The organism is Vibrio sp. 1727, assembly GCF_033344415.1.
Classification (GTDB): domain Bacteria; phylum Pseudomonadota; class Gammaproteobacteria; order Enterobacterales; family Vibrionaceae; genus Vibrio; species Vibrio alginolyticus.
In genome coordinates this window covers 17,851-38,717 of sequence record NZ_JAWPOT010000014.1, presented here as the reverse complement: position 1 = coordinate 38,717, position 20,867 = coordinate 17,851, and the positions used below count along the sequence as shown (strand labels likewise).

General features: G+C 43.4%; 16 protein-coding genes and 1 pseudogene. 6 read left to right on the top strand and 11 right to left on the bottom strand.

Annotated elements, in window-relative coordinates; translation table 11 throughout:
- Window positions 1–137 precede the first annotated feature (137 nt).
- The 6 genes from R8O10_RS14230 to aspT all read right to left on the bottom strand — a co-directional run bounded on the left by R8O10_RS14230 (window position 138) and on the right by aspT (window position 7,404).
- A complete protein-coding gene (locus R8O10_RS14230) occupies window positions 138–1,046 on the bottom strand; it encodes a LysR family transcriptional regulator (protein ID WP_017634569.1) in 909 nt (302 codons plus the stop codon).
- A gap of 142 nt (window positions 1,047–1,188) precedes the next feature.
- On the bottom strand, window positions 1,189–1,617 hold the full coding sequence (locus R8O10_RS14225) for a hypothetical protein (protein WP_017634570.1): 429 nt from the start codon (window positions 1,615–1,617) through the stop codon (window positions 1,189–1,191).
- A 17-nt stretch (window positions 1,618–1,634) separates the two neighbouring features.
- Entirely contained in the window at window positions 1,635–2,804 is a 1,170-nt protein-coding gene (locus tag R8O10_RS14220) for a patatin-like phospholipase family protein (RefSeq protein WP_158156557.1), read from the bottom strand.
- Between the two features lie 210 nt (window positions 2,805–3,014).
- Entirely contained in the window at window positions 3,015–3,872 is an 858-nt protein-coding gene (gene pdxY / locus R8O10_RS14215) for a pyridoxal kinase PdxY (protein WP_213906138.1), read from the bottom strand.
- A gap of 125 nt (window positions 3,873–3,997) precedes the next feature.
- On the bottom strand, window positions 3,998–5,593 hold the full coding sequence (locus tag R8O10_RS14210; RefSeq protein ID WP_318191499.1) for a bifunctional aspartate transaminase/aspartate 4-decarboxylase: 1,596 nt from the start codon (window positions 5,591–5,593) through the stop codon (window positions 3,998–4,000).
- A gap of 95 nt (window positions 5,594–5,688) precedes the next feature.
- The gene (aspT, locus tag R8O10_RS14205) at window positions 5,689–7,404 is read right to left on the bottom strand and encodes an aspartate-alanine antiporter (RefSeq protein ID WP_053304379.1); all 1,716 of its coding nucleotides are present in this window, start codon (window positions 7,402–7,404) and stop codon (window positions 5,689–5,691) included.
- A gap of 425 nt (window positions 7,405–7,829) precedes the next feature.
- Here aspT and R8O10_RS14200 point away from each other — a divergent pair, with 425 nt between their 5' ends.
- The 6 genes from R8O10_RS14200 (at window position 7,830) to R8O10_RS14175 (ending at window position 16,045) form a co-directional block, all read left to right on the top strand.
- Entirely contained in the window at window positions 7,830–8,042 is a 213-nt protein-coding gene (locus R8O10_RS14200) for a DUF1656 domain-containing protein (protein WP_005377106.1), read from the top strand.
- Window positions 8,043–8,052: 10 nt separating this feature from the next.
- Window positions 8,053–8,916: an HlyD family secretion protein gene (locus tag R8O10_RS14195; RefSeq protein WP_047009848.1), complete on the top strand. Its 864-nt coding sequence runs from the start codon at window positions 8,053–8,055 to the stop codon at window positions 8,914–8,916.
- A gap of 13 nt (window positions 8,917–8,929) precedes the next feature.
- The gene (locus R8O10_RS14190; RefSeq protein ID WP_213904056.1) at window positions 8,930–10,285 is read left to right on the top strand and encodes an FUSC family protein; all 1,356 of its coding nucleotides are present in this window, start codon (window positions 8,930–8,932) and stop codon (window positions 10,283–10,285) included.
- Between the two features lie 301 nt (window positions 10,286–10,586).
- Window positions 10,587–12,242 (top strand): hypothetical protein, encoded by a 1,656-nt coding sequence (locus R8O10_RS14185; RefSeq protein WP_318191498.1) that lies wholly within the window; start codon window positions 10,587–10,589, stop codon window positions 12,240–12,242.
- Between the two features lie 210 nt (window positions 12,243–12,452).
- Window positions 12,453–14,492: a carboxylesterase family protein gene (locus R8O10_RS14180; RefSeq protein ID WP_213908129.1), complete on the top strand. Its 2,040-nt coding sequence runs from the start codon at window positions 12,453–12,455 to the stop codon at window positions 14,490–14,492.
- 101 nt (window positions 14,493–14,593) lie between these two features.
- Entirely contained in the window at window positions 14,594–16,045 is a 1,452-nt protein-coding gene (locus R8O10_RS14175; protein ID WP_213908130.1) for a phospholipase D family protein, read from the top strand.
- 58 nt (window positions 16,046–16,103) lie between these two features.
- Here the strand turns inward: R8O10_RS14175 and R8O10_RS14170 are convergent, their stop codons facing one another.
- The 5 genes and pseudogenes from R8O10_RS14170 to R8O10_RS14150 all read right to left on the bottom strand — a co-directional run bounded on the left by R8O10_RS14170 (window position 16,104) and on the right by R8O10_RS14150 (window position 20,797).
- Window positions 16,104–17,762, bottom strand: coding sequence for an autotransporter assembly complex protein TamA (locus tag R8O10_RS14170; protein ID WP_053304374.1), 1,659 nt, complete (start codon window positions 17,760–17,762; stop codon window positions 16,104–16,106).
- A gap of 336 nt (window positions 17,763–18,098) precedes the next feature.
- A complete protein-coding gene (locus tag R8O10_RS14165) occupies window positions 18,099–18,563 on the bottom strand; it encodes a DUF2846 domain-containing protein (protein WP_005377099.1) in 465 nt (154 codons plus the stop codon).
- A 169-nt stretch (window positions 18,564–18,732) separates the two neighbouring features.
- A complete protein-coding gene (locus R8O10_RS14160; protein ID WP_005377098.1) occupies window positions 18,733–19,359 on the bottom strand; it encodes a LysE family translocator in 627 nt (208 codons plus the stop codon).
- Window positions 19,360–19,686: 327 nt separating this feature from the next.
- The gene (locus R8O10_RS14155) at window positions 19,687–20,313 is read right to left on the bottom strand and encodes a LysE family translocator (RefSeq protein WP_042523838.1); all 627 of its coding nucleotides are present in this window, start codon (window positions 20,311–20,313) and stop codon (window positions 19,687–19,689) included.
- A 129-nt stretch (window positions 20,314–20,442) separates the two neighbouring features.
- A pseudogene (locus R8O10_RS14150) lies at window positions 20,443–20,797 on the bottom strand (DUF1428 domain-containing protein).
- Window positions 20,798–20,867: the final 70 nt, after the last annotated feature.

Sequence of the window (20,867 nt, the reverse complement as noted above, 5' to 3'; positions counted from 1 at the left end):
CATACTCTCATATAGAGGGTCATATCCTTCCAATAGACATTAGTCTTCGCTAGAAAGATAACGTTTTTCAGACACAAAAAAACAAGACTCACATTGAGTCTTGTTGTTGATAGGGATGAGCAGGATACATGTCGCCGCTAAGTCATATCACGGATTATTTTCTCTCGGTATTCTGTAACGACCTTCATGATTGAATTTTTTACATCACCGACTTGCTTAGAGGGTTGGCACCATAGGCCAAAACCAAACTTAAAACCTTCCAATAATTCAGAAGCTTCCACTGGCTCTATATGATTATTAGAAAACTCCGAATGGGCAAACGTTCTGGGGAGAATCGCCCATCCTAAACCTGCTTCAACCATTTTCACTACAAGGGCCAATTGGTCGACCTCTTCATGGTTCGAACTTACGATGACTTTTTCGCCCATTCCCTCTTCAATAAGAGACCGCAGTACAAATTGTTTACTATTCCTCAAGGCTGTCAATACTCGATCTGGTGCCATAGAAGCGAGTTCACCACCTTTCTGGACGAAAGGAACAAATTCAAAATGACCTAAAAACGTCGCATCCAGACTATGTATTGCTCGACTATCATGCACATTGACAATACCGAATTGATAATCACCATTCTGTAAACCCTCTTTAATTTCGTTGCGATTACGAACAAGAAAGTTAACTCGCATCATCGGAAAATCTGCTGCTAATTGAATACGAAGCAATACAAGAAAACGGTGTGGTATAGCGCTTGAATAGGCGATACTAACATTCTCTAACCCACCGTAAGCTAGACTTAATGCGACTTTATCGAAAGTACGTGCTTGTTCGATGGTTTGCTTAGCATAGTGGTAAAGAAGATGACCATCTTCTGTCGGTTCTACCGAGCGCCCCACTCGCTCAAACAGGTTGACCGCCAGTTGGTCTTCAAGATTGGTAATCACCTGCCCTATTGTGGTTCGGTGCTTATTGAGTTTGACCGCCGCCTTACTAAACGAAAGCTGTTCATAAACGGTTACGAACGCGAGAAGTTGTTCAAAACTAAAATTCATAGTTTGTGCTTACTTTTTAGAGTTATCTAATTAAATTACCACAAGATCGTAGAATTGCTACTTGGTAACGGAAACAATCTGCGTTTGAATTCCTTCTCGACGACACAAAAAAACCTACTAGCTTCAGTAGGTTTTCTCTAACTTAGTTGTACTCAACGACACGAGCTAAATAGTTGAATTCTCCTGAGTCACCATGGTAATCGCGGTAGACATCGACACTGAAATATTTAGGTTGATCAGCGTAAATGTGGTCAACGACTTTTTGCTCAAGTGACTCCAACGTTTCACCGACCTGAGAGTACACGAACTGCTTGTTCACTTTTTCCAATTTACGTTTTTTCGCTTCTTTGTGTGACACATAGTTGTTGATCTCTTCCCACTTTCCCACGAACTCGACCGCCACGTAACTCGAGTTCTCGTCAATCATGATAAAGGCTGCACCTTCTTCTTTGATTGCAGACAGTTGCTGCATATCACTATCCACTTTTTGCTGGTCAAGATGGGCTCCACTTTGGGCGAATGCAGTCGCGGAAGCGGTAAGCATCATGAGTGTAAGAACGGCTTTTTTCATTGTATCGTTTTCCTGTATTAAGGGAGTTCAGTTACCCAAAGTTGCCCTTGGGTGGCTTTTTTGAATCCATATTCGTAAATCGTCAGCAAGTAGCGGTGATCGAACATATCTTTCGTTACTTTGGCGTATCTGAAATCTTGATCAATGTAGGTAAACTGCATCTCGATATCGTTGATTTCACTGATGTATTTCATTCGATAGAGATCACCACGAGTTTGCGCTAGCGTAAGGCTTGAGACACTTTTCGATACCAAGTCCAAACCTTTGTCTTTTAGTGGACGATACGGCGCTTTTAACGCACCATTGCGAATCACATCCAGCTGAGGCGCTTTTTCTAACCCCAAAGCATCTGAGATTTGTTGATAGTTGAAGTTAGACGGATTAAAGAACACCTGCGCTGCGAGACCACCATCTACGTGTAACTCCTCAAGAGTTTCTCCATCATGTTCAACATCGATAAATTGTGGAGGGAAAACACCAGGGATCGATGCGCTCGCAGCAAGCACCTTGTAAATCAGTTCAGATTTGTCCGCTAAATCACTGTTCGCAATCGCACCAATATTCCAAATCACCAGTTCGCCTGAATCAAAATGGGTACTGCCAATAAAGAGGCGTTTACCATTGCGGTGTTGCTGCGCCATCGCCTCGATCATAGGCTCAGGGTAAGCGTCTGCGATGAAATCATAGAGATTCTCACCATCGGTAAACGCGTCCTTAAACAGGGTATTTAAGAAGTTCTTCTTACCCAAAATATTCTTATCATTGATGTTGAGCATGACTTCTTTCATCTTTGGCATCGCATCACCGCCAATGAAAACAAAAGGAGCGATTAAGGCACCCGCACTGACTCCAGTAATGATGGCATAATCTTTTAGCTCCCCCTTTTCCTGCAGCCCCATCAAAACGCCGGCACCGTATGCGCCGTTTACGCCACCACCCGATAAGGCCAAAATATTGAGCTGTTCACCCTCTACTTTGATCGGTGTGGTTTGATTGTGCGACGAGTAGAGAAAATCCGGAGCTTCATTGGCCCACATTCGAAGTGGCTCATTTGGTGTCGAACTCGCGATCTCGACATCTTTATAGTTGCTTTGAGAAACACGAACATCCAGCGTATGGGGTGAACTACAAGCTACTATCAGCAGCGAAAGTACAACCGTCACACCAGAGGAAATTAAACGATTCATAATCAGTCTCATTTAATGTTCTCTGGCGTATGACCAGAGACTCAGTTTGAAGTTAATTGGGTCAAAATGAAGTCCGTTTCGTTGTGTGGAGTTACTATAGCTAGGCACGGCTAAACCCCATAATCGCGATGGTAGGATGCTATCCATCAAAGCAATTATGCCAAGTTTCTATATGCTAACTTTACGCTTCTCCGTTAATTAGGTACTGCGCTAAGCAATTTTCACGACGTTGAACTCATGCGTCGGTTCGACAAATTCGTATTGGGCATTGATCGTCTGTAGCTCCCATGTACCATAGCCTTTGGTGATCTCCAATACACCGTAAACGGCGTTATGTGTATGACGAAAGGCTGCGACAGGAGACATCTTCTTCACCAAACAAGAGGTAAAAATCGCAGAAATTAAATCACCGACACCGACTGGCTGCATAGCAAATTCAACACTAGGGCGTTGGGCCAAATAGCTTGCTTTCGGCGTCGCTAAAATCATACTGAAGGCGTCATCTGTTAGAGCATGCAGATGTTTCACCAATACCATTTTCGGTCCTAACTCTAAGGCTTTTTTACATGCAGTGACCACATCATAAAGAGAGTCAATTTTCACACCTGTTAACTCGCTCAGTTCAAACTGGTTAGGAACAATCACATCAGCGATGGGCAACAAGCTATGGCTTATCGCTTCTTTGACACCGTCTGCCACAATGCAACCTTTGTCTGGATCACCCATAACTGGGTCACACACATAAAGTGCACTATGGTTACGCGATTTGACTAAACTTACCGCTTCGGCCACCGCTCGACATTGCTCTGCGCTGCCTTGATAACCGGACAGTATCGCGCCACATTCGCCTAACTTCTCAATGTTATCTAAGCCTCTCATTAGAGAATGAATTTCATCTGCCCCAAACTTCTGTCCAGTCCAACCTTGCTGGTACTGAGTGTGATTTGAAAACTGAACCGTGTGAATTGGCCAGACTTCGAGGCCCATTCTCTGCATCGGGAAGACGGCAGAACTGTTTCCTGCGTGGCCATAAACCACATGAGATTGAATAGAAATAATGCTTTTCATAAGTCACTCTTAATTGAGAAGTTTGTTAGCTTGGCGACTAAATAAACACAATATTGCGCACTGTGCTTATTTGGTCGGAATAGCCTCGACAACGCCGAGGCTTATTCTTAATCAGTTTGGATTCATTAGCCTTTGAACTCAGCAAAGTACTCATCCAACACTTTGCGTGTTGCACGACCGATAAGCTCGTATTCGTGGTGAGTAAGGTTTGCTAGCGAAACTCGAACTGATGCATGCACTACATCGAAGCCTTGGCCTGGAAGTAGGATAACGCCGGTTTCATGTGCAAGGCGGAACAGGAAGTCTTTGCCTTTCTCGCTCGCTTTGAACCATTCAACGAATGCTGGTCCGTACAATTTGCCGCCCAGAGTGTCGAGCTCAAGCAGTGTGTAGTAGTCCACACGATCTTTGTTTTCTTCAATTTCTACACCCATGTTTTTGTACAGAGTTTTGTAACGCTCGCGGATGATGCGTTTACATGCTTCTTTGTAGTTTTGTTCCGAGTCCATCAAGCAGTTCAAAGAGAACAGCGCCATTTGAACTTGTTGAGGAAGAGACAAACCTGCTGTGTGGTTAAGCGCTACGCTGCGGCTGTCTGCTACGATACGGTCAATAAACTTAATCTCACGAGGTTCCGGAGTCAGTGTTTTGTAACGATCGTCCAACTCAAGTTGACGCGCTTCAGGAAGGCTGCGCATTGCATCGTCAAACACGTTGTTGTGTTGAATCGCAATCGAGCCTAAACGCCAGCCTGTTGCACCGAAGTACTTAGAGAACGAGTACACACAAAGCGTGTTGTATGGCAGTTTCGCGAACAGTGATACAAAGTCGTCCGCAAATGTGCCGTATACATCATCAGTCACAATGAACAGGTCGCTACGTTCGTTGTTCACGAAGTTTGATAGGTTATCCAGAGTTTCATCCGAGAACTTCACCGACGCTGGGTTTGCTGGGTTCACGACACAAAGCAGTTTGATGTCTGTATCTGCAAGTTTTTCGATTTCAGACATCGGCAGTTGCCATGTTGTCTCATCCAGACGTAGCTCAACGATTTCCAGTTCGTATTCACTCAGTTCTGGAATCTCTAGGTACGGCGTAAAGATTGGAGTGATTAGCGCGACCTTATCACCTTTCTTCAACAAACCGTTGTTGAACATAGTTTGGAAGGTGTACGTCATAGACGCCGTACCGCCTTCAGTTGCAAACAGATCGAAGTCTGTCGTCATTGGCATTGGGCCGTACATCTCTTCTGCAATGTATTGCTTCACAACGGTTTCGATGTTCGTCAACATGCGTGGTGGCACTGGGTAGTTACATGCAAGGTATGCGTTAACCAGTTCATTCAAGAATGCTTGTTTCTCTAGACCCAAACGGTCTTTTGCGTAGCTCAGCGACTTTTCCAAGAACTGCACGCCTTGGTCTTTCTTATTGTCGTTTGCAAACGTGTCGAAGCGCTCAACAATGCCCACACCATCTGGAATGCCACCGAAACCACCATCTAGGTATGAGTAAGTGCGCTCTGCTTCCAATACTGCGAATTCACCCAAACGAATGAACGCTTTACGTGGTAGCGTCGCTAGAAAGTTAGGGTTACCACGACCAGCATCTAATAAAGCGCGGTCAGGAACAGTTTGTGCCACTTCAATAAGTTTATCTTTTAATTCAAATGGGCTTAAATCTGCAAATTTTGAAAAATCAATTGTTGTGTTTTGCGTAGTCATAATATTTACCTGAATCTATTATTTACTTAAATTTTGATAATACTTCCCCTATCGCCTATTTAATTAGGCGATAAGCGTGTTCGAATTTATTTAAATTACATGCCTGCGTTTAAAGTAATAATGCCGACGATAATTGGACCCCATAGGGTAAGCAGTACATTTGCGACTGCATAAGTCACGGTGAATGAGAATACTGGCGTTGCGTTGCCTGTTTTTTCCATTAAAGCCGCGAATGCTGGGTTTGCACTTCGTCCACCTGTGACACAACCTAGTGCTTCAACTGGGTTCTTAATCTTCAATACAAAATATGAGAAGAAGAACGAAATAATCTGAGGGATAATCGTTACACCCATGCCAAGGAACAACAGAGACATACCGTGTTCTTTGATGGTGTCGACCGCTTGAGGCCCAGCCTCAAGGCCAACAATGCCTACAAATGCTGCCAAACCGAAATCTCGAATAAAGTTCGCGGCACCCACAGGAAACTGAGCAACATGCGGATTGCGGCTACGCAACCAACCGACGATCAAACCTGAGATCAAACAACCTGCACCAGAACCGATAGTAACGGGAATACCAGCAATCTTAAAACTGATTAGACCAATTAATAGGCCCACCACCATGCCCATACCAAGCACGATTAAGTCAGTCACGTTTGCTGAGCCCATTCGCTGACCAATGTTTTTCTCAACGCGATTGATATCTTTTGCGGTACCTGTAAGCTGGATGACGTCGTTTTTCTTCACCACAAGATCCGGCGTCATTTCAATTGAGTTGCCTTCACGAATATAGTCTGTCACATAAATACCGCGCATAGAGCCTTGGTTCGAAGCCTCTTTAATCTCTTGCAGCGACTTACCAATCAGTTTGCGGTTGTCTGCGATCAGTTGACGGTTTTCTTCTATAACTTCATAGCCTTCTGGAAGTGCAATCTCGTTGTCAGCCAAACCATCTTGCAGCTGATGTACCGCATTACGACGACCTGTTACAACAATGACATCCCCTTCTTTCAGTGCTGTGAATTTGTCCACGTCTAGCACTTTGCCATCGCGTTGAATCAATTCAATACAAGCAGCCAGAGCGTGTTGGTTTAACTGAGCTAAGGTTTTGCCTGCTAGCCCACCATCTTTGCTCACTTTAAATGCTCGTGTAACCAGCGCTGTGATAGCGTTGAACTCACCCGGCGCTAAATCACGCTTACCATTTGAATTTTTCTCTTCTAGAGCAATCGCTTCTGCTCGGATATCCCACTTCATCAGTGTTGGGAATACCCATGTCACCATCAGAATTGGACCAAGCGAACCAAAGATGTACGTAACTGCATAGCCTACTGCGACGTTGGTCTGCATTAGGTGCTTAGCTTCTTCTGTCACACCACCAAGACGTGCGATCGCATCACCCGCTGTACCGATGATTGCCGATTGAGTCAAACCACCAGCTGCAAGGCCTGCTGCCGTACCTCTGTCTAGATCGAACATCCAAGCTGCTGCTAGTACACAAAGCAGGCCAGACACCGTCATCACTACAGCGGAAAGTAGAATGTTGATGGTTCTAAAGTTCAGTGCTTTGAAGAACTGCGCACCACCTTGATACCCTACAGCGTAAATAAAGAGCGCAAAGAAAATGCTTTTTACGCCGGGATCAATATGAACACCAAATTGCCCAATAATTACACCCATTAATAATGTTCCGGCAACACCGCCAAGAACAAATCGACCAATGGTAATTTTACCTACCATATAACCGAGAGAGAGCGTAATAAAGAGAGCAACAAATGGTGCCATGTCAAAAAGGTTAGAAATAATTTCCATGACAATTTTACTCTTACTAATAAATATAAAACTCAAATAATCTAACGAATAATCTGTCACTCATATTTGTTGGATTATTTAATTTAAAAGCATCTCGTTTGCTTCGAAGCGAATATTAGAAACAAAACCTCACAACTCGTAATCCCATTTGAAGGATGAAACCATCACTTCGCATATTCAAAAGCAAACATTGAACAATAATTGTCGAAAATTTAATAACTTAGTGGTATTAAATGAGCATCAAATAAATTGGAAAATAAATTTATTTTTATGTTCACTGTCCAAAAAGCTACTTTGTTGCGCTATTCCCTCTATATAGCGCATGACACCTTTCTCTTGATGGATTAGATCCTACAAAAGCGATTATCACTGATGCCATCACTTGCCTTATCTTTAAATTCATCAAGTTAATAGAGAAAAACACCATGAACTCAATGCCACATGAACTTGTGTGGGGCGAAGTTTACTTCCCTCCCTTGTTGCTGGTTATTGCATTGGCTTACATGCTCACCATTTTGGTTGGAACCGTTGCAACAAAACTGGGACTCCACAAATACGTTGCATTTCCTGCACTCGCAGAGCTAAGCCTAATTGTGATTTTTACTGGCGTTATTGGTCGATTCATTACCATATTTTGAGGCAAATTCCGTGATAAAACGTTATCTCATCACACTGCTACTACTGTGTTCCGCTGGCACCGTGATTTTCAGCTACTACCAATCATACACTGACAACCCATGGACTAGAGATGGCCAAGTTAGCGCGCACATCGTTTCTATAACCCCCCGCGTGACAGGACAAATCATCCAAGTCTACGTTGAAGACAATTCGCAAGTGAAACAAGGCGATTTGCTGTTTGAGATTGACCCAAGCATCTATAAAGCGGCGTACCACAAAGCGCTAGCAGCTCAAAAGCAAGCCATTGCATTACTAGCAAAGGCCAAAAATGAAGAGCAGCGAGCACTTAAGTTAGAAAAGCGCACACCTGGCGCTGTACCTGTACTGACATTGAATAACCTAGACAATGCGGTGGAGACAGCCGTTGCCAACGTAGAGCTCGCGAAAGCCAATGTTGAAGAAGCCAAGCTAAACCTTGATTACACAAAAGTTTATGCGCCAACGAATGGTTATATCACTAATTTGAACTTACGCGTCGGCTCTCAAGTCGTCGCTAACTCCCCAGTCGTGGCTTTGATTGATGAAGACAGCTTTTGGATCGAAGGATATTTCAAAGAAACGGATTTAGTTGGCGTTGATCCACAAGATAAAGCCTACGTGACCTTAATGATGCACAATGAAGCTGTGCTGGAAGGAAAAATCAAAAGCATTGGCTACGGCATTGCGAAGCAAGATGGTAGTACTGGTAACGATCTTTTGCCCAATGTGAACCCTAACTTTCAGTGGATACGCTTAGCTCAACGCATTCCAATTAAAGTGAAATTAGATCACTTACCGAAAGATTTTCAACTACGTGTTGGTATGACGGCCTCTATCAAAATCATCAAACAATAATGCGGTGGAATGTATGTTTAATGCCTCAACCAAAGAAGCAATCAAAGCTGCGCTGTCTATCGTTATCGCGATCTGCCTTGCCTTATGGTTTCAATGGGAGAAACCGTATTGGGCAGCGATCGCAGTCGCGGTAATGGCATTAAATGAAAGCTTCGCTCACTCAATAAACAAAGGTCATAATCGCTTATTAGGAACCCTCCTTGGCATCGGTTATGCCTTTTTCCTCATCACGACGTTTTCTCAAGATCGCTTTTTGTTTCTCACCTTCTTCACCTTGTTTTTAGGTGCGTGCATTTTTATGTCGAGCGACGAAAAGTATGGTTATGTGTTCTCTATCGGTTTTGCTGTGTGCTCCATCATCGCATGTATGGGAGGATTTGATAGTCAAGCAACGTTCCACTTCGCTGTTCTTCGCATGCAAGAGACGATTCTTGGTGTGATCACGTTTTCTGTTGTGTACCGATTAGTCTGGCCAGTCAGTACAGAACAAAACTTCATTCAACGTTTTGAGACCAGCAGAGAGGCGATGCTTAACGCTATGAAATCGCCCAATGATACAGATATTGAAGCTCTTGAGACCAACAGCGCCAACATAGAAAAGTTATTCCAACTGGTCGGCTTACCACTTACTGGCAGCTACCACTTGAAAGAACATCGTCAGCTATGGCGTGCGCGTTTAAATGAGATGGCACAAATCCAAGACCGATTGCTAGAACAAGCAGATAAATCGCAAAGTCGTGAGATCGATTGGCCAACGCTAACGCAGCAACTTCAAAGCTTTGATATTAAAAATCCAAGTACGTCACTCATTGGTCACGTTGCTTATGTTATGCAAAGAGAGAAAAACACAGTTTGGCATCACGAGCATCGAACGTTTATCCAGCATTTGAATGAAGACGGCAGAAAGGTATTGCAAGGTGTATCCATGTTCGTCACTTCTTTGTTGATCTGGATTTATCTGCCCGTACCCGGAGGTTTCATTTTTCCGATGCTAGCTGGCGTGTTCTCTTCAATCGTTCCTACTATGCCACCAAGCATTATTAAAGATGCATTTTTTGGTGTGATAGGCACTGGCACGGTGATTCTATTGCAATACATTTTCCTAATGCCAATGATGACCGAGCTTTGGCAGCTTGGGCTATTCTACTTCATCAACATCATCGTAATTTGGAAGGTATTTTCCACACCAAAGCTGATGGTACACAGAATTCTAGGTATTAACTTATTGGTTGTCTTGACATCAGGAGCGCTCAATTTAACCCCAGCATATCGAATTGAAACGCCCTTGCTGATGCTGGTAAACATTATGATCATTTTGATGATTGCCAAGTTGTTTACCGATCTGTTTCGTGTTCGCGTTACGGCCTAAGCGTCACCTCCGTTCTTGAAACTAAAGCCCCACATTGCTTTTGCTCTGCGGGGCTTTTTGCTTTGTTCACTACCCTATTCCTGCCTCACCCATAAAGCGAGGATAGTATCCATCAAAAGCGATTAACGGGATTTCTCTACCCACCATAAAATCCTCTCATTGATTTACGAAATGCAATCGAAAACCATGCATTCACAACGTCAATCATAGCAAACATATCTATCTAACTGAACAAGAAGTTCAGTGACACATTAACTGTCTGAGTCTCGAAGGTTTGAGACTATTCAGAGTGGAAACTGTCATGAGTTTTTTTGAATTACGCGCCGGCAAGACGTCTTCTCTTACTGTGCTCGCGAGCGCACTAATGCTTACTACCCCCACTTTTGGCTTCGCCGCTGAAGAGACGACGACCTACAACGAAGTAATCGAGCAAGGCCGAGCACTGTTCGACAAATACGGTATCAGTCATGATTTACCAAAACTGGCCATCAGCTCTCTAGTTCAAGGCGAGCATTTGGTCGAGCATGCCCACCGAAGTGTTAAAATCGGTGATAGCGTTCGCGATTCGTCCGTCTACTTGGTTAAGAACACCGATAACAAAGGCAACATTGATCTGCGTATCAAGTACAACCCTGAACAACTCGATGAAAATGAAAAAGTACTTGATGAGATCGAAGCTTTCACACGAACAGAATACCGCCTTCGAAACTACGCGGAGAGTTTTGATCCGTCATCAGTAAGAGCCAAAGAGGATCAGAATGGTAATGTGATCATCAGTTTTAATTACTCAAAATACGGTCTTCCTCAAGATATCGCCTACTTTCGCTTTTTAAGCGTTGATATTGAGTTGGTTAATGGTGAACCGAAACGTATGGTCATTACCAACGATAAACCGTTCACACATCACAACTACCAAGTGGATTCTTACGATCAAGAGATCCTCTTCCAGAAGTTAACATCAGGCAAAATTGCGATTGCCAGTAAAAACACCAAGATAGTTGGTTCAAAGAAAAATAAACCCCTCGAAATGATGAGCAGCGTAAAACCGGTAGCGATTTATGAAGATAAGCTTGGCGTGCAAGTACTAGACGAAAAACGCTTGAATGAGGTCTCTGATCCACGCATGCAAGAAGCCAGTGTTAAGCTAGACCGAGCTTTTCCTTTAATGGGTGATATGGTTCGTCGTCAAGGTATCGATTTGCCTCTGCCGTTTGGTGTGTCGCTAGCGTATCGAAATCAAGATATGAATATTCCATTTAATGATTTCACGATTGAAGGCATCGGCCTTAATGAACTGTTTGATCCAGAAGACAGTGTGGGCATCGTGAGTGCTGAGAGCATGACGCTTCGTGGCGATGTAAACATCCTGCCATTTTGGAATGTATTTGGTTACATCGGAAAAGTTAATGTCGATGCTAATGTTGATGCCGCCTACACGGGTGAAGGTGGCCAGTACATAAAAGATAAGCTGAACGATAAACTGCCAGGATTAGGTGATAAGTTTTGCGATGGTTTATCTGCACTTTGTAGTCGCGGACGCTTAGACGTGCCGCTGCATTTGGAATATGACCTTCGTGGTATAGGTACAACCCTTTCGGTTGGCTATAAAGAGTTCTTTGCTTCTGTCACTGGTACCTATTCGCAAACTCGCTTAAAGGGCTTAGATGATTGGGGCGATGGTATTGTTACTGTACAGCCGATGTTGGGTTATCAACTTGTCGATTATCGCACGCAGTTCTTTGTCGGAGCAGAATATCAAGGACTGGACGCTCGAATGGACGGGCATGTAAAAAGTGGTGATATCGAATTCGATTACGACATTGGTGTAGATCTTAATCAATGGGCGTTTTTGACTGGTTTCAATAAGCAAATCGGCAAAAACTACAACCTGACCTTTCTCTATAACAAAGGGGAAACTCGAGAGTCAGTAACCTTAAATCTTGGTTACCGTTTCTAGCTCTCATAAAGAGCCCGCCCCTAGACTATGGTAGGACTGCATCCTACAAAGGCGATTATTGAAACTGTCACTGATGCCCTACCATTTGAGCCATCAATACAACAAGCCATCCAACCATTCACGGATTAATACCAAAGCGTCAGGACGTCGCTTGTTAGATGCCGTTTAACATTTTCGGTGCACGCACCAAATGACTTTTTGGACATAACAATGACTTTACTCAATCGCTCAACTTTAGCCATTACCATCACTCTTGCCTTAGCAGCTTGCAGTGATGACTCTGGTAAACCTAGCGTTCCTAACAGCCCGAAGCCACTACAACCCTTACCACCAGAGCAAATCGCTTTGGAAATTGGCGATGCAACCATTCAAGCGACCAAAGAGTCCCTTGTCATCACGCCTCTTGCTGCGGATGAAAAACTGGCAGCGGTAGAGGCGTTCAAAGGTATCCAATTTGCGCAAGCAGACCGCTTTCAGCACAGCATTGCGATCCCACTTGAAGGCGATATTGATGCGACTCAGTTCGGTGATGCGTGCCCGCAGTTAAAAACCACGGCACAAACGCAATCAGAAGATTGTTTGAACCTAAACATTTGGCGACCAGCAGGGACAGAAGCGTACGCAGATTTGCCAGTGTATGTCTTTATTCACGGTGGAGACTTTGAATACGGCGCGGGCTCAGAACCGCTGATTCATGGTGATATGGTGGTTGCACAAGGTGCTGACGATGGTAACCCGTTTATTGCAGTTACTTTTAACTATCGCTTGGGCTTGTTGGGCAGTGTTTGGGTCGATGGTTTGGACAACCCAGAGGGCGGTAACTTTGGCCTAGGCGATCAAAAACACGCGCTTGAATGGGTTCAACAAAACATAGAGGCATTCGGCGGCAATCCGCAAAACGTGACACTCATGGGTCAAGGTGCGGGTGCCATGTCTGTGGGAATTTTACAGCAATCAAAAGGCGATGCTGCAATCGCAGGTGAGCACTTTCAACGTGCCATCATGCAAAGCAACCCTTACGGCTTTGAATATAAAAGTTACGATGTTGCCAAGAGCCAAAGACCAGAGCAAAGCGTTGAAGATCTTGCGTTACTACCACTTGAAGAGATCATGAAGGTACAAAGCGAGATGCTTGATCCTATTCAACGTCTTAAGAACTGGGTACTGACCGCCGTGAATATTCCGGTTATAAGCCCAACACGCGACAACAGCCCATTAGCTACATTGATGCCATTTGCGCCTTACATCGAGCATCGCCCACCAGCGTTTCTAGTGAAAGAAGTACCAGGCTATCACTTTACTGAGCAAGCCATTGAGAGTGAATGGATCGTACCAACGGTAATTGGCTCTAACAGCGCAGAAATCAATACTCTGGGCATGCTGCCGAGCCTGACATTTTTGATCCCAACTATCATTGAAATCTTGAGCCAAGAAGCACCAGAAATCATTGAAAGTGGTGACGAAACCTTAATCGTCGAATACATGGTTGAGTGGCTAGAATCGGAAACGAACTTAAACCGTTTACGCACCGAATATCGTTCATTAATCAGCGATTCAGCTTCAATTGAACTCGATCTTTCTGACTTATTGGAACTGCTGCCTAGCACCGCTTATGAGGCGATGACTAAGTTGTTCTTCGGTTTGAGGAACTCCGATTCAACCACTGAGTTACTTGCTCTGGCTGACTTCTTCCCTAACGATGAAAGCGAACTGAATGGCGCGGTCAAAAACATGCAGCAATTCAAAACCACGTTGCATGATTTGCTCTTCACGGGTCCAAACCGTCATAAGGTTTCAACTGAAGAAGCAACAGGAGCGACGCCAAGCTTTTACTACTTTGACTACAAACCTGGATTCAACGTATGGACTTACAACACAAAAGGTGAAAATGGCGATCTCGACGTGGGTAATTTACTCAAAAGCATCAGTTGTATTGTGGGCGCTTGTAATGCATCGGAATTACCATTTATGTTTAACAAGGCATTAAAGCTTGATGGTTCAAGTGTTCGCCCAGGTAGCAAAGACAAAGCGATGATGAACGAGCTCTCTCGTATGTGGTTTAGCGAACGTTTATTTGAGGACTTCCAATACAACAGCGCGACTGACCGAGTATTGCTGATCGATAACGATGGCGGTATTCAGTCCACACAAGACTGGGACAATGCTCATCACTCAGGCATCGATCCAAAACTGCGCCAAGGTCGCCTCAACGGTCTCGAGGAACTTGGGTTAATTCTTAGCCACATGTAACTTCATCTTCAGCCACTAAAAACTCGTTACCGAATACCTAAAAGCCAGTTCGCTGGCTTTTTTCATCCTCATTCCTTGAACATCATTAGGAAGGTTTACTCATGTTTCCTAACGCCCTTCGCGCTCTGCTACTCTTTATCTTCAGCGTGCTATTGGTTGGCTGTGCCCAGCCCTACCCTCAAGTTGAACCGGATTTTGAAGCCAATTGGCAAACTACTCAGCATCAAGCCGAAGTTTACTTAATTCCTACCGCTCCAGAAGCCTTTGCTCGTCGCGTTGAACTGGTAAGAAACGCTCAGCAAAGCATCGATATGACTTATTTTTCTTGGGAAAGTGACACGCTTGGTTTGATGCTACTCAATGAACTCAAACAAGCAGCAGATCGAGGCGTGCAAGTTCGACTCACTCTCGATGATTTATTGGTGTTTAACGAAAAATGGCTTGCTGATCTCAGCGCTCACGACAACATTAAAATCCGTTTATTCAATCCGTTTGATTCACGTAAGTCAGGTTGGATTGGTCGCGCCGTCAACTTCTCTACTCATCAGCAACGTTTGGACAATCGTCTACACGAGAAGTACTTCAACGTCGACCATCAATGGATGATTCTAGGTGGACGTAACATTGGCGACGACTATTTTGGTTACAGCCGCAAAGCCAACTTCTTTGATATAGATGTCTTGTTCAAAGGCAGCATTATTCGAGCGTTCGACCAGAACTACCAACAACTTTGGGACAGCGAGCATGTCACGCCAATAGAAAACATCGTTAACGTTACCCCAAACTATTCCGCGTTTACTAAAGCGCTTAATAAAGGTGAGAAAGACAAAAGCATCATTCTGACGGAAGTTGAAAAACAGGTTAAACACCTGACCAGCCCCAACTTCATTGCTGCGCAAGTCACCCCCGTTTTCGACTCATTAAACAAGTTAGAAAACAACAAATCCTACTTTAGAAAACGTGCAGAACACCAAGTTTGGCAACAAATAACCTCTGCATCAAAAGCTGTGATATCAACGCCTTATGTGGTACCAAGTGATGGTGAATTTGCCTTTATTGATACCTTGATGGAGCAAAAAGCGGACATCACGTTAATGACGAACTCGTCTGCATCTAATGATTCTGGCTTTATTCCGGCTTATTACGAGGAGCACCGCCAAACCTTGTTGAATAAGGGCGTTCATATACTTGAGTATAAAAACCAAGCGAAAAATGATGACCATTACTTCCATGCGGATACTTATTATCACAACAAGACGGTGATACTCGATGATCGGCTGACTTATATCGGCTCATCAAACTTCGACCCAAGATCGGATTTCCTCAATGTGGAATTTGGTGTGTTGGTCCAAAGCGAAGCCTTTGCAGAACATGTCATGCACTACTTAACCCGACAACAAGATGAACTGTTTTGGCGAGTGTCTCGAGATGGACAAGGCCAAACTCAGTGGCAATCAATGAATGAAACCCATACTAAGAATCCAAACTATGGTGGATGGCATAACGCGCCTAACTGGATATTCAAGAAACTGAATGGTGAGTTCGAACTCTAAACAATCAAGGCTTAAAAAGGCTCTCTATCTGCAAGGATGAGAGCCTTTTTAATGCCCGCTAAAACTGCGTGCCTAGCGAAAAGTGAACGCGGAATTGGTCTCCTTGCGGAGCATCTAAACCGTAAGCAAAATCCACTTTGACGGGCACGTATTTTGAGCTCCATATCAAACTCAACCCTGTACCGCTTTTCCAATCCACCCTATCGTTGAAGGCATCACCGACATCATAAAATGCCCCAAGCCACAATTGTCGGTAGACCTGATATTGATATTCCAGCCCAGCAGTAAACATGTAACGAGCACCGGTTAAATCGCCATTTTCATCTCTCGGAGAGATAGACTCATAACCATAACCCCGAAGATTGCCATCACCTCCCGCAAAGAAACGTAATGATGATGGAATATCGCTCAAAATGTCAGCGACATTAATACCGACATTGGAACGAAAGTGAAACTTGTGTTTTGCACTAATATCCCAAGACAACACACTGTTGCCTTCAATGCGCAGCAAACGAGAATCGGAGAAAAAATTGGGGTCTGAGTATTCCAATGAGTAGACGTGACGGTGCTTTACTTCTAATTGGTCGTTCTTGCGATCAAGCAGCGAAAATGTCACCCCAGGTAATAACAACTGTGATTCGTTATTCTCCGACGCTTGTCGATAACTTTCTTGCAAGTAACGAACGTGCATGGTGCTTTGCCAATCACTGTCTAACTGCCAGTGCTTTTCAAACGATAAATCATTAGAAAGACTCGATGTATCTCGATAGTCGACATGCTTAGACTCAAACTGAATCCCGTAGTAATCCGTCAGGACATTTTTGGTGGGAATTTTATAACCTAGTAATAGCGATTGTTCCGGTTTGGAAGCGTACGCTTGTGCCTCAAAACTGTGTCCACGTGCGTTATACCAAGGCTTGGTCCAGTTTAGCGAAGCGCGCAACCCCAAGTCTGTCGAATACCCTCCGCCGACTTGCACAATATTGCGTGAATTCGGCTCTGCGAGCACTTCTATCGGCAACTTATAGCCATCGAATACCTCCTCGAAATCCGCTTTCACAATCACACTGCGAAACCAATCAGTACTGGAGAGATCGGCCTGATATTGACTCAATTTCAAAGTGTCAAAATCGTCGCCCCACTCAAATGTTCTCATCGCTTCTATTCGAGCCGTTTCGATACCCGACGTAAGGACAGAGAGCTCTCCAAATTGGTAACGAGAACCACTAGAGAAATGCAGATTCACATGAGCTTGATTCAAACTTGGAATGACTTCCAAAGACGATTCGATAAAACGTCCATCTAAGTAACCTTTTTGCTGAGCCAATGAAATCAAGTTTCGTTTTAGCGTGTCGTACTCAGAATGAAGCAACGGCTGCCCTTGTTTAAGTTGAGCTTGATTAATTAGTTCGATGAAATCTTGATCGTTACTGGCCTCTCCCGACACAGCAATATTAGATTTTGCCACCAACATCACCTCCCCCGCGTCAACCTCAAGCGTGATAAGATCATTCTCTGATCTCCGAACATTGAGCTCGGAATGATAGTAGCCATAAGGGTTTAACGCATTATTAACCATCTGCGTTAGTCGATTTGAGGTAATGTTTGAAACAGAGAGTTTCGTTAGTGGTGTAAGGTGACTTTCAAGATTTTTCTCTAATATTGGTGTTAGCCCTTTGATTTTAAATTGCGCTCCGAGTGCATGATGTAAAGGCATAGAAGCTAAAACTGATATACCTATTATTTGTTTAATGAGAGGAGGCACACCGCTACCTAGTTTAGCAATACACTCGACAAGGTTAATGATGGAATGGCATATCTGTTAATCGCGTTTGTAGGATTGCTCCCTACGAAATCCTCTCGAAAATTCACGTTTCACAAGTAGATTCTTTGAACAATAAGTAGGCTCAAGCTAGGAGGTGGCAAATCATGCGGTCTGAAATAGGTATACTGTTTGCCAAAAATACAAAACCCAACGCTGAATGGATCTCATCAAGCGTTGGGTTACATTGATAATGTGTTTTTTAATCTAAAAAGCGGTCTGTTTGTAAAACTAGATCGAAGAACAGTTTCCTTTTTCTGCCATGTCGACTTTTAGTACTTCTGCTTTACCTTTGCTTTCGTCCACGAGTTCTACGCCCGCACCACCAACAAATACACCCATTTTAATGTATTGATTAACGAAATAATTACGGCCCTCTTCCGTTAAGATAGTTAAGTGATTTTCCGAAAACTCAGACTCTGTACTTACTTGATGTTCTTTATTGCCTTCGACCTCATGGTAGAAGAATACACCAGGAGCGGTTTCACCAATACATTCCCCATCGACGTAAACATACTTTTTAAGCGCTGCTCCGACAAAAGCATCTTCTCGGTAAATGTAAATCCCTGCGTTCCCCTTTTGAGGTGCTTCAAATGATTTCATTTGATTTGATACTGTCGAATCAACAGTAGGAACAGAAGCACAACCTGACAAACCCAAAAGGAATGCGGAACACAGAATTACTTTATTTTTCATGTTATTAACCTAGCTACGATAAAATCGCGCCAACCATACTATAAACAAATACATTTACTTATTGGTATTTTTGAAATTTGTGATTCAACCTATGCAATAGCACTCATTTAGCGTATAGATTGAGCAAACATTAGCCATATAATAATCACGAGAATAAAATGCCCTGTATCTAACGATCACTAAATGCCACTTTACTCGCTAGACTGATAAGTAGAATACCTGAAACACCTTCAAGAGTTCTTGAATAACGCTGAGAGTGTGGACGACTAAATACCCAATTACCCACAGATGCGTACAAAACGTTACATGTCGTCGCAAGTACGCTGAACAGCAAGCCAAGTACTAATAATTGCATTGATGTTGAGCTTGCAGACGTATCAATAAATTGAGGCAGAAATGATAGGAAGAATAGCGCTACTTTTGGATTCAAGACGCTGACGATAACTCCCTGAACAAACACATTTTTATTATTATCAACATTTTTGTTTTCAACGATTTTACTTTCTCCACGCCACATGGACAGTAATGACTGAACACCTAAATAAACTAGGTAAGCGGCCCCTAACCATTTAACAACGCTAAAAGCCAAAGATGAACTCAGAATTATTGCTGACAAACCTAAACATGCCGCTAGTGTATGAAAAAAGTAACCAACACCAAGCCCCAGAGCCGCTTTCAGCCCAGCAGATAATTTACCTTTCATTGTATTGGAAACAATATAAATTACATCAGGTCCAGGAATCATGTTGATAGCGAGACAAGCGACAACAAATAATAATAGTGAGTTTGAATCCATTCTTTTCTCCAAATTAACGTCTTGCGGGATAACATTTCATCGAACTACAAGTAATGCAACGTCCAGGTTTCGATTGGTTATATTTAGTATTAACAACACGTTACTAATACTACAGCACTGCACGAAGAGCACAATCATGAACAGTGATACGAATTAAATTATGGGCCTTTGTTAGCCCTTTGAATGATAATATTTAGCATCATTTGGTTGTAAGCTTTTTCTAGCCAGCAGCTCTTATGGAAGTTAACAAATCGGCTACTTAGTATACTTAATAGACCGTCAAATCAGATAGATTATCTATTCTTATTTCTTCAAGCCTTTTGTGCTTCATTTTCCTGCCTCACTAAGCAGCAACTTAATACTTGCTACACCAAAAAATAACGCGAACACGCCTTCAAAAACTGCTTTGGATCTGAGATAGGTTTGTCTGACCTTTTTATGCGCGAAAAGAAAAGCATAGCCAAAGAAAACCAAAGCACTAACCAGCCCCACAACAAAAATGACCGACAACAATTCCAACGGACTGGCCTTAGGAGGAACCCCTATCGAATAAAGCGCACCGAAAAACAGAATAGCCTTTGGGTTAGTTAAGTGAATTAACACTCCGGTTAAGTAGTTACCCTTCTTTGTCGTTACGTATGTTTTGGGTAACTTTAGCTGCTCGATGTTGCAGGCAGAATGTACGGACTTTAAAGCCAAATATAAAAGATAAAATGCCCCACAATATCTAAGAATTTCAAAAAGCCAAACATTGCTATAGAGTATGGTTGCGAGACCAAAAGCGGCTGAGGTTGACCAAAATAAAGACCCCGTTAAAACACCTGCAGCCAAATACCCACCAAAGCGTCGACCGTGGTTCATTGACGTGCCTGCTATCGCAAGAGTTGCAGGTCCAGGGCTAGCGATGGCAGCGATAGCTGATACGACAATCAGTGAATAATTTATCTCTTCCATTTTTACTCTAAGCCTCCAAATGGAGTTTTATCAACACTTATCGCGGAATACTCTATTGAACGTACATCAGAAGCGTAATACTGATTAAAACACCAAGTGTCACGAATCAAGTTGAGATTCTTTGGTATTTTACTGCTCCAAAATAACATCAAATCCGCCATAAATGAGACGCTTTCCATCAAAGGGCATTGGGTTATTGTCTGGACTCATTCGAGGATCCCCCATGATCCGCTGCCACCCTGAGTCCCGAACTTCTTTTGAAGGCCAGACTACCCACGAAAACACAACGGTTTCGTTGCTTTCAGCGTTAACTGCCATGGGAAATGATGTGATATCACCATCTGGTACTTCACTCCCCCCACGTCTCAACAACCTTTAAGGCCCCAAACTCCCTGAACATTTCTGCTGCTATTTTTGCGTGTGCGATATACTTTTCTTTATTCGCTGTCGGTACTGCAGCGACAAACCCATCAATGTATGACATAAGTAAACTCCTTTCATTGGAGTTATAACCATAGCTCAATAAAAAGAATGCACATGATGCCAAACCATAG

Excerpts from the sequence above, each read along its gene's own strand:
- R8O10_RS14230 (WP_017634569.1), bottom strand. The coding sequence starts at position 1,046 with ATGAATTTTAGTTTTGAACAACTTCTCGCGTTCGTAACCGTTTATGAA.
- R8O10_RS14225 (WP_017634570.1), bottom strand. The coding sequence starts at position 1,617 with ATGAAAAAAGCCGTTCTTACACTCATGATGCTTACCGCTTCCGCGACT.
- R8O10_RS14220 (WP_158156557.1), bottom strand. The coding sequence starts at position 2,804 with ATGAATCGTTTAATTTCCTCTGGTGTGACGGTTGTACTTTCGCTGCTG.
- pdxY (WP_213906138.1), bottom strand. The coding sequence starts at position 3,872 with ATGAAAAGCATTATTTCTATTCAATCTCATGTGGTTTATGGCCACGCA.
- R8O10_RS14210 (WP_318191499.1), bottom strand. The coding sequence starts at position 5,593 with ATGACTACGCAAAACACAACAATTGATTTTTCAAAATTTGCAGATTTA.
- aspT (WP_053304379.1), bottom strand. The coding sequence starts at position 7,404 with ATGGAAATTATTTCTAACCTTTTTGACATGGCACCATTTGTTGCTCTC.
- R8O10_RS14200 (WP_005377106.1), top strand. The coding sequence starts at position 7,830 with ATGAACTCAATGCCACATGAACTTGTGTGGGGCGAAGTTTACTTCCCT.
- R8O10_RS14190 (WP_213904056.1), top strand. The coding sequence starts at position 8,930 with ATGTTTAATGCCTCAACCAAAGAAGCAATCAAAGCTGCGCTGTCTATC.
- R8O10_RS14185 (WP_318191498.1), top strand. The coding sequence starts at position 10,587 with ATGAGTTTTTTTGAATTACGCGCCGGCAAGACGTCTTCTCTTACTGTG.
- R8O10_RS14180 (WP_213908129.1), top strand. The coding sequence starts at position 12,453 with ATGACTTTACTCAATCGCTCAACTTTAGCCATTACCATCACTCTTGCC.
- R8O10_RS14175 (WP_213908130.1), top strand. The coding sequence starts at position 14,594 with ATGTTTCCTAACGCCCTTCGCGCTCTGCTACTCTTTATCTTCAGCGTG.
- R8O10_RS14170 (WP_053304374.1), bottom strand. The coding sequence starts at position 17,762 with ATGCCTTTACATCATGCACTCGGAGCGCAATTTAAAATCAAAGGGCTA.
- R8O10_RS14165 (WP_005377099.1), bottom strand. The coding sequence starts at position 18,563 with ATGAAAAATAAAGTAATTCTGTGTTCCGCATTCCTTTTGGGTTTGTCA.
- R8O10_RS14160 (WP_005377098.1), bottom strand. The coding sequence starts at position 19,359 with ATGGATTCAAACTCACTATTATTATTTGTTGTCGCTTGTCTCGCTATC.
- R8O10_RS14155 (WP_042523838.1), bottom strand. The coding sequence starts at position 20,313 with ATGGAAGAGATAAATTATTCACTGATTGTCGTATCAGCTATCGCTGCC.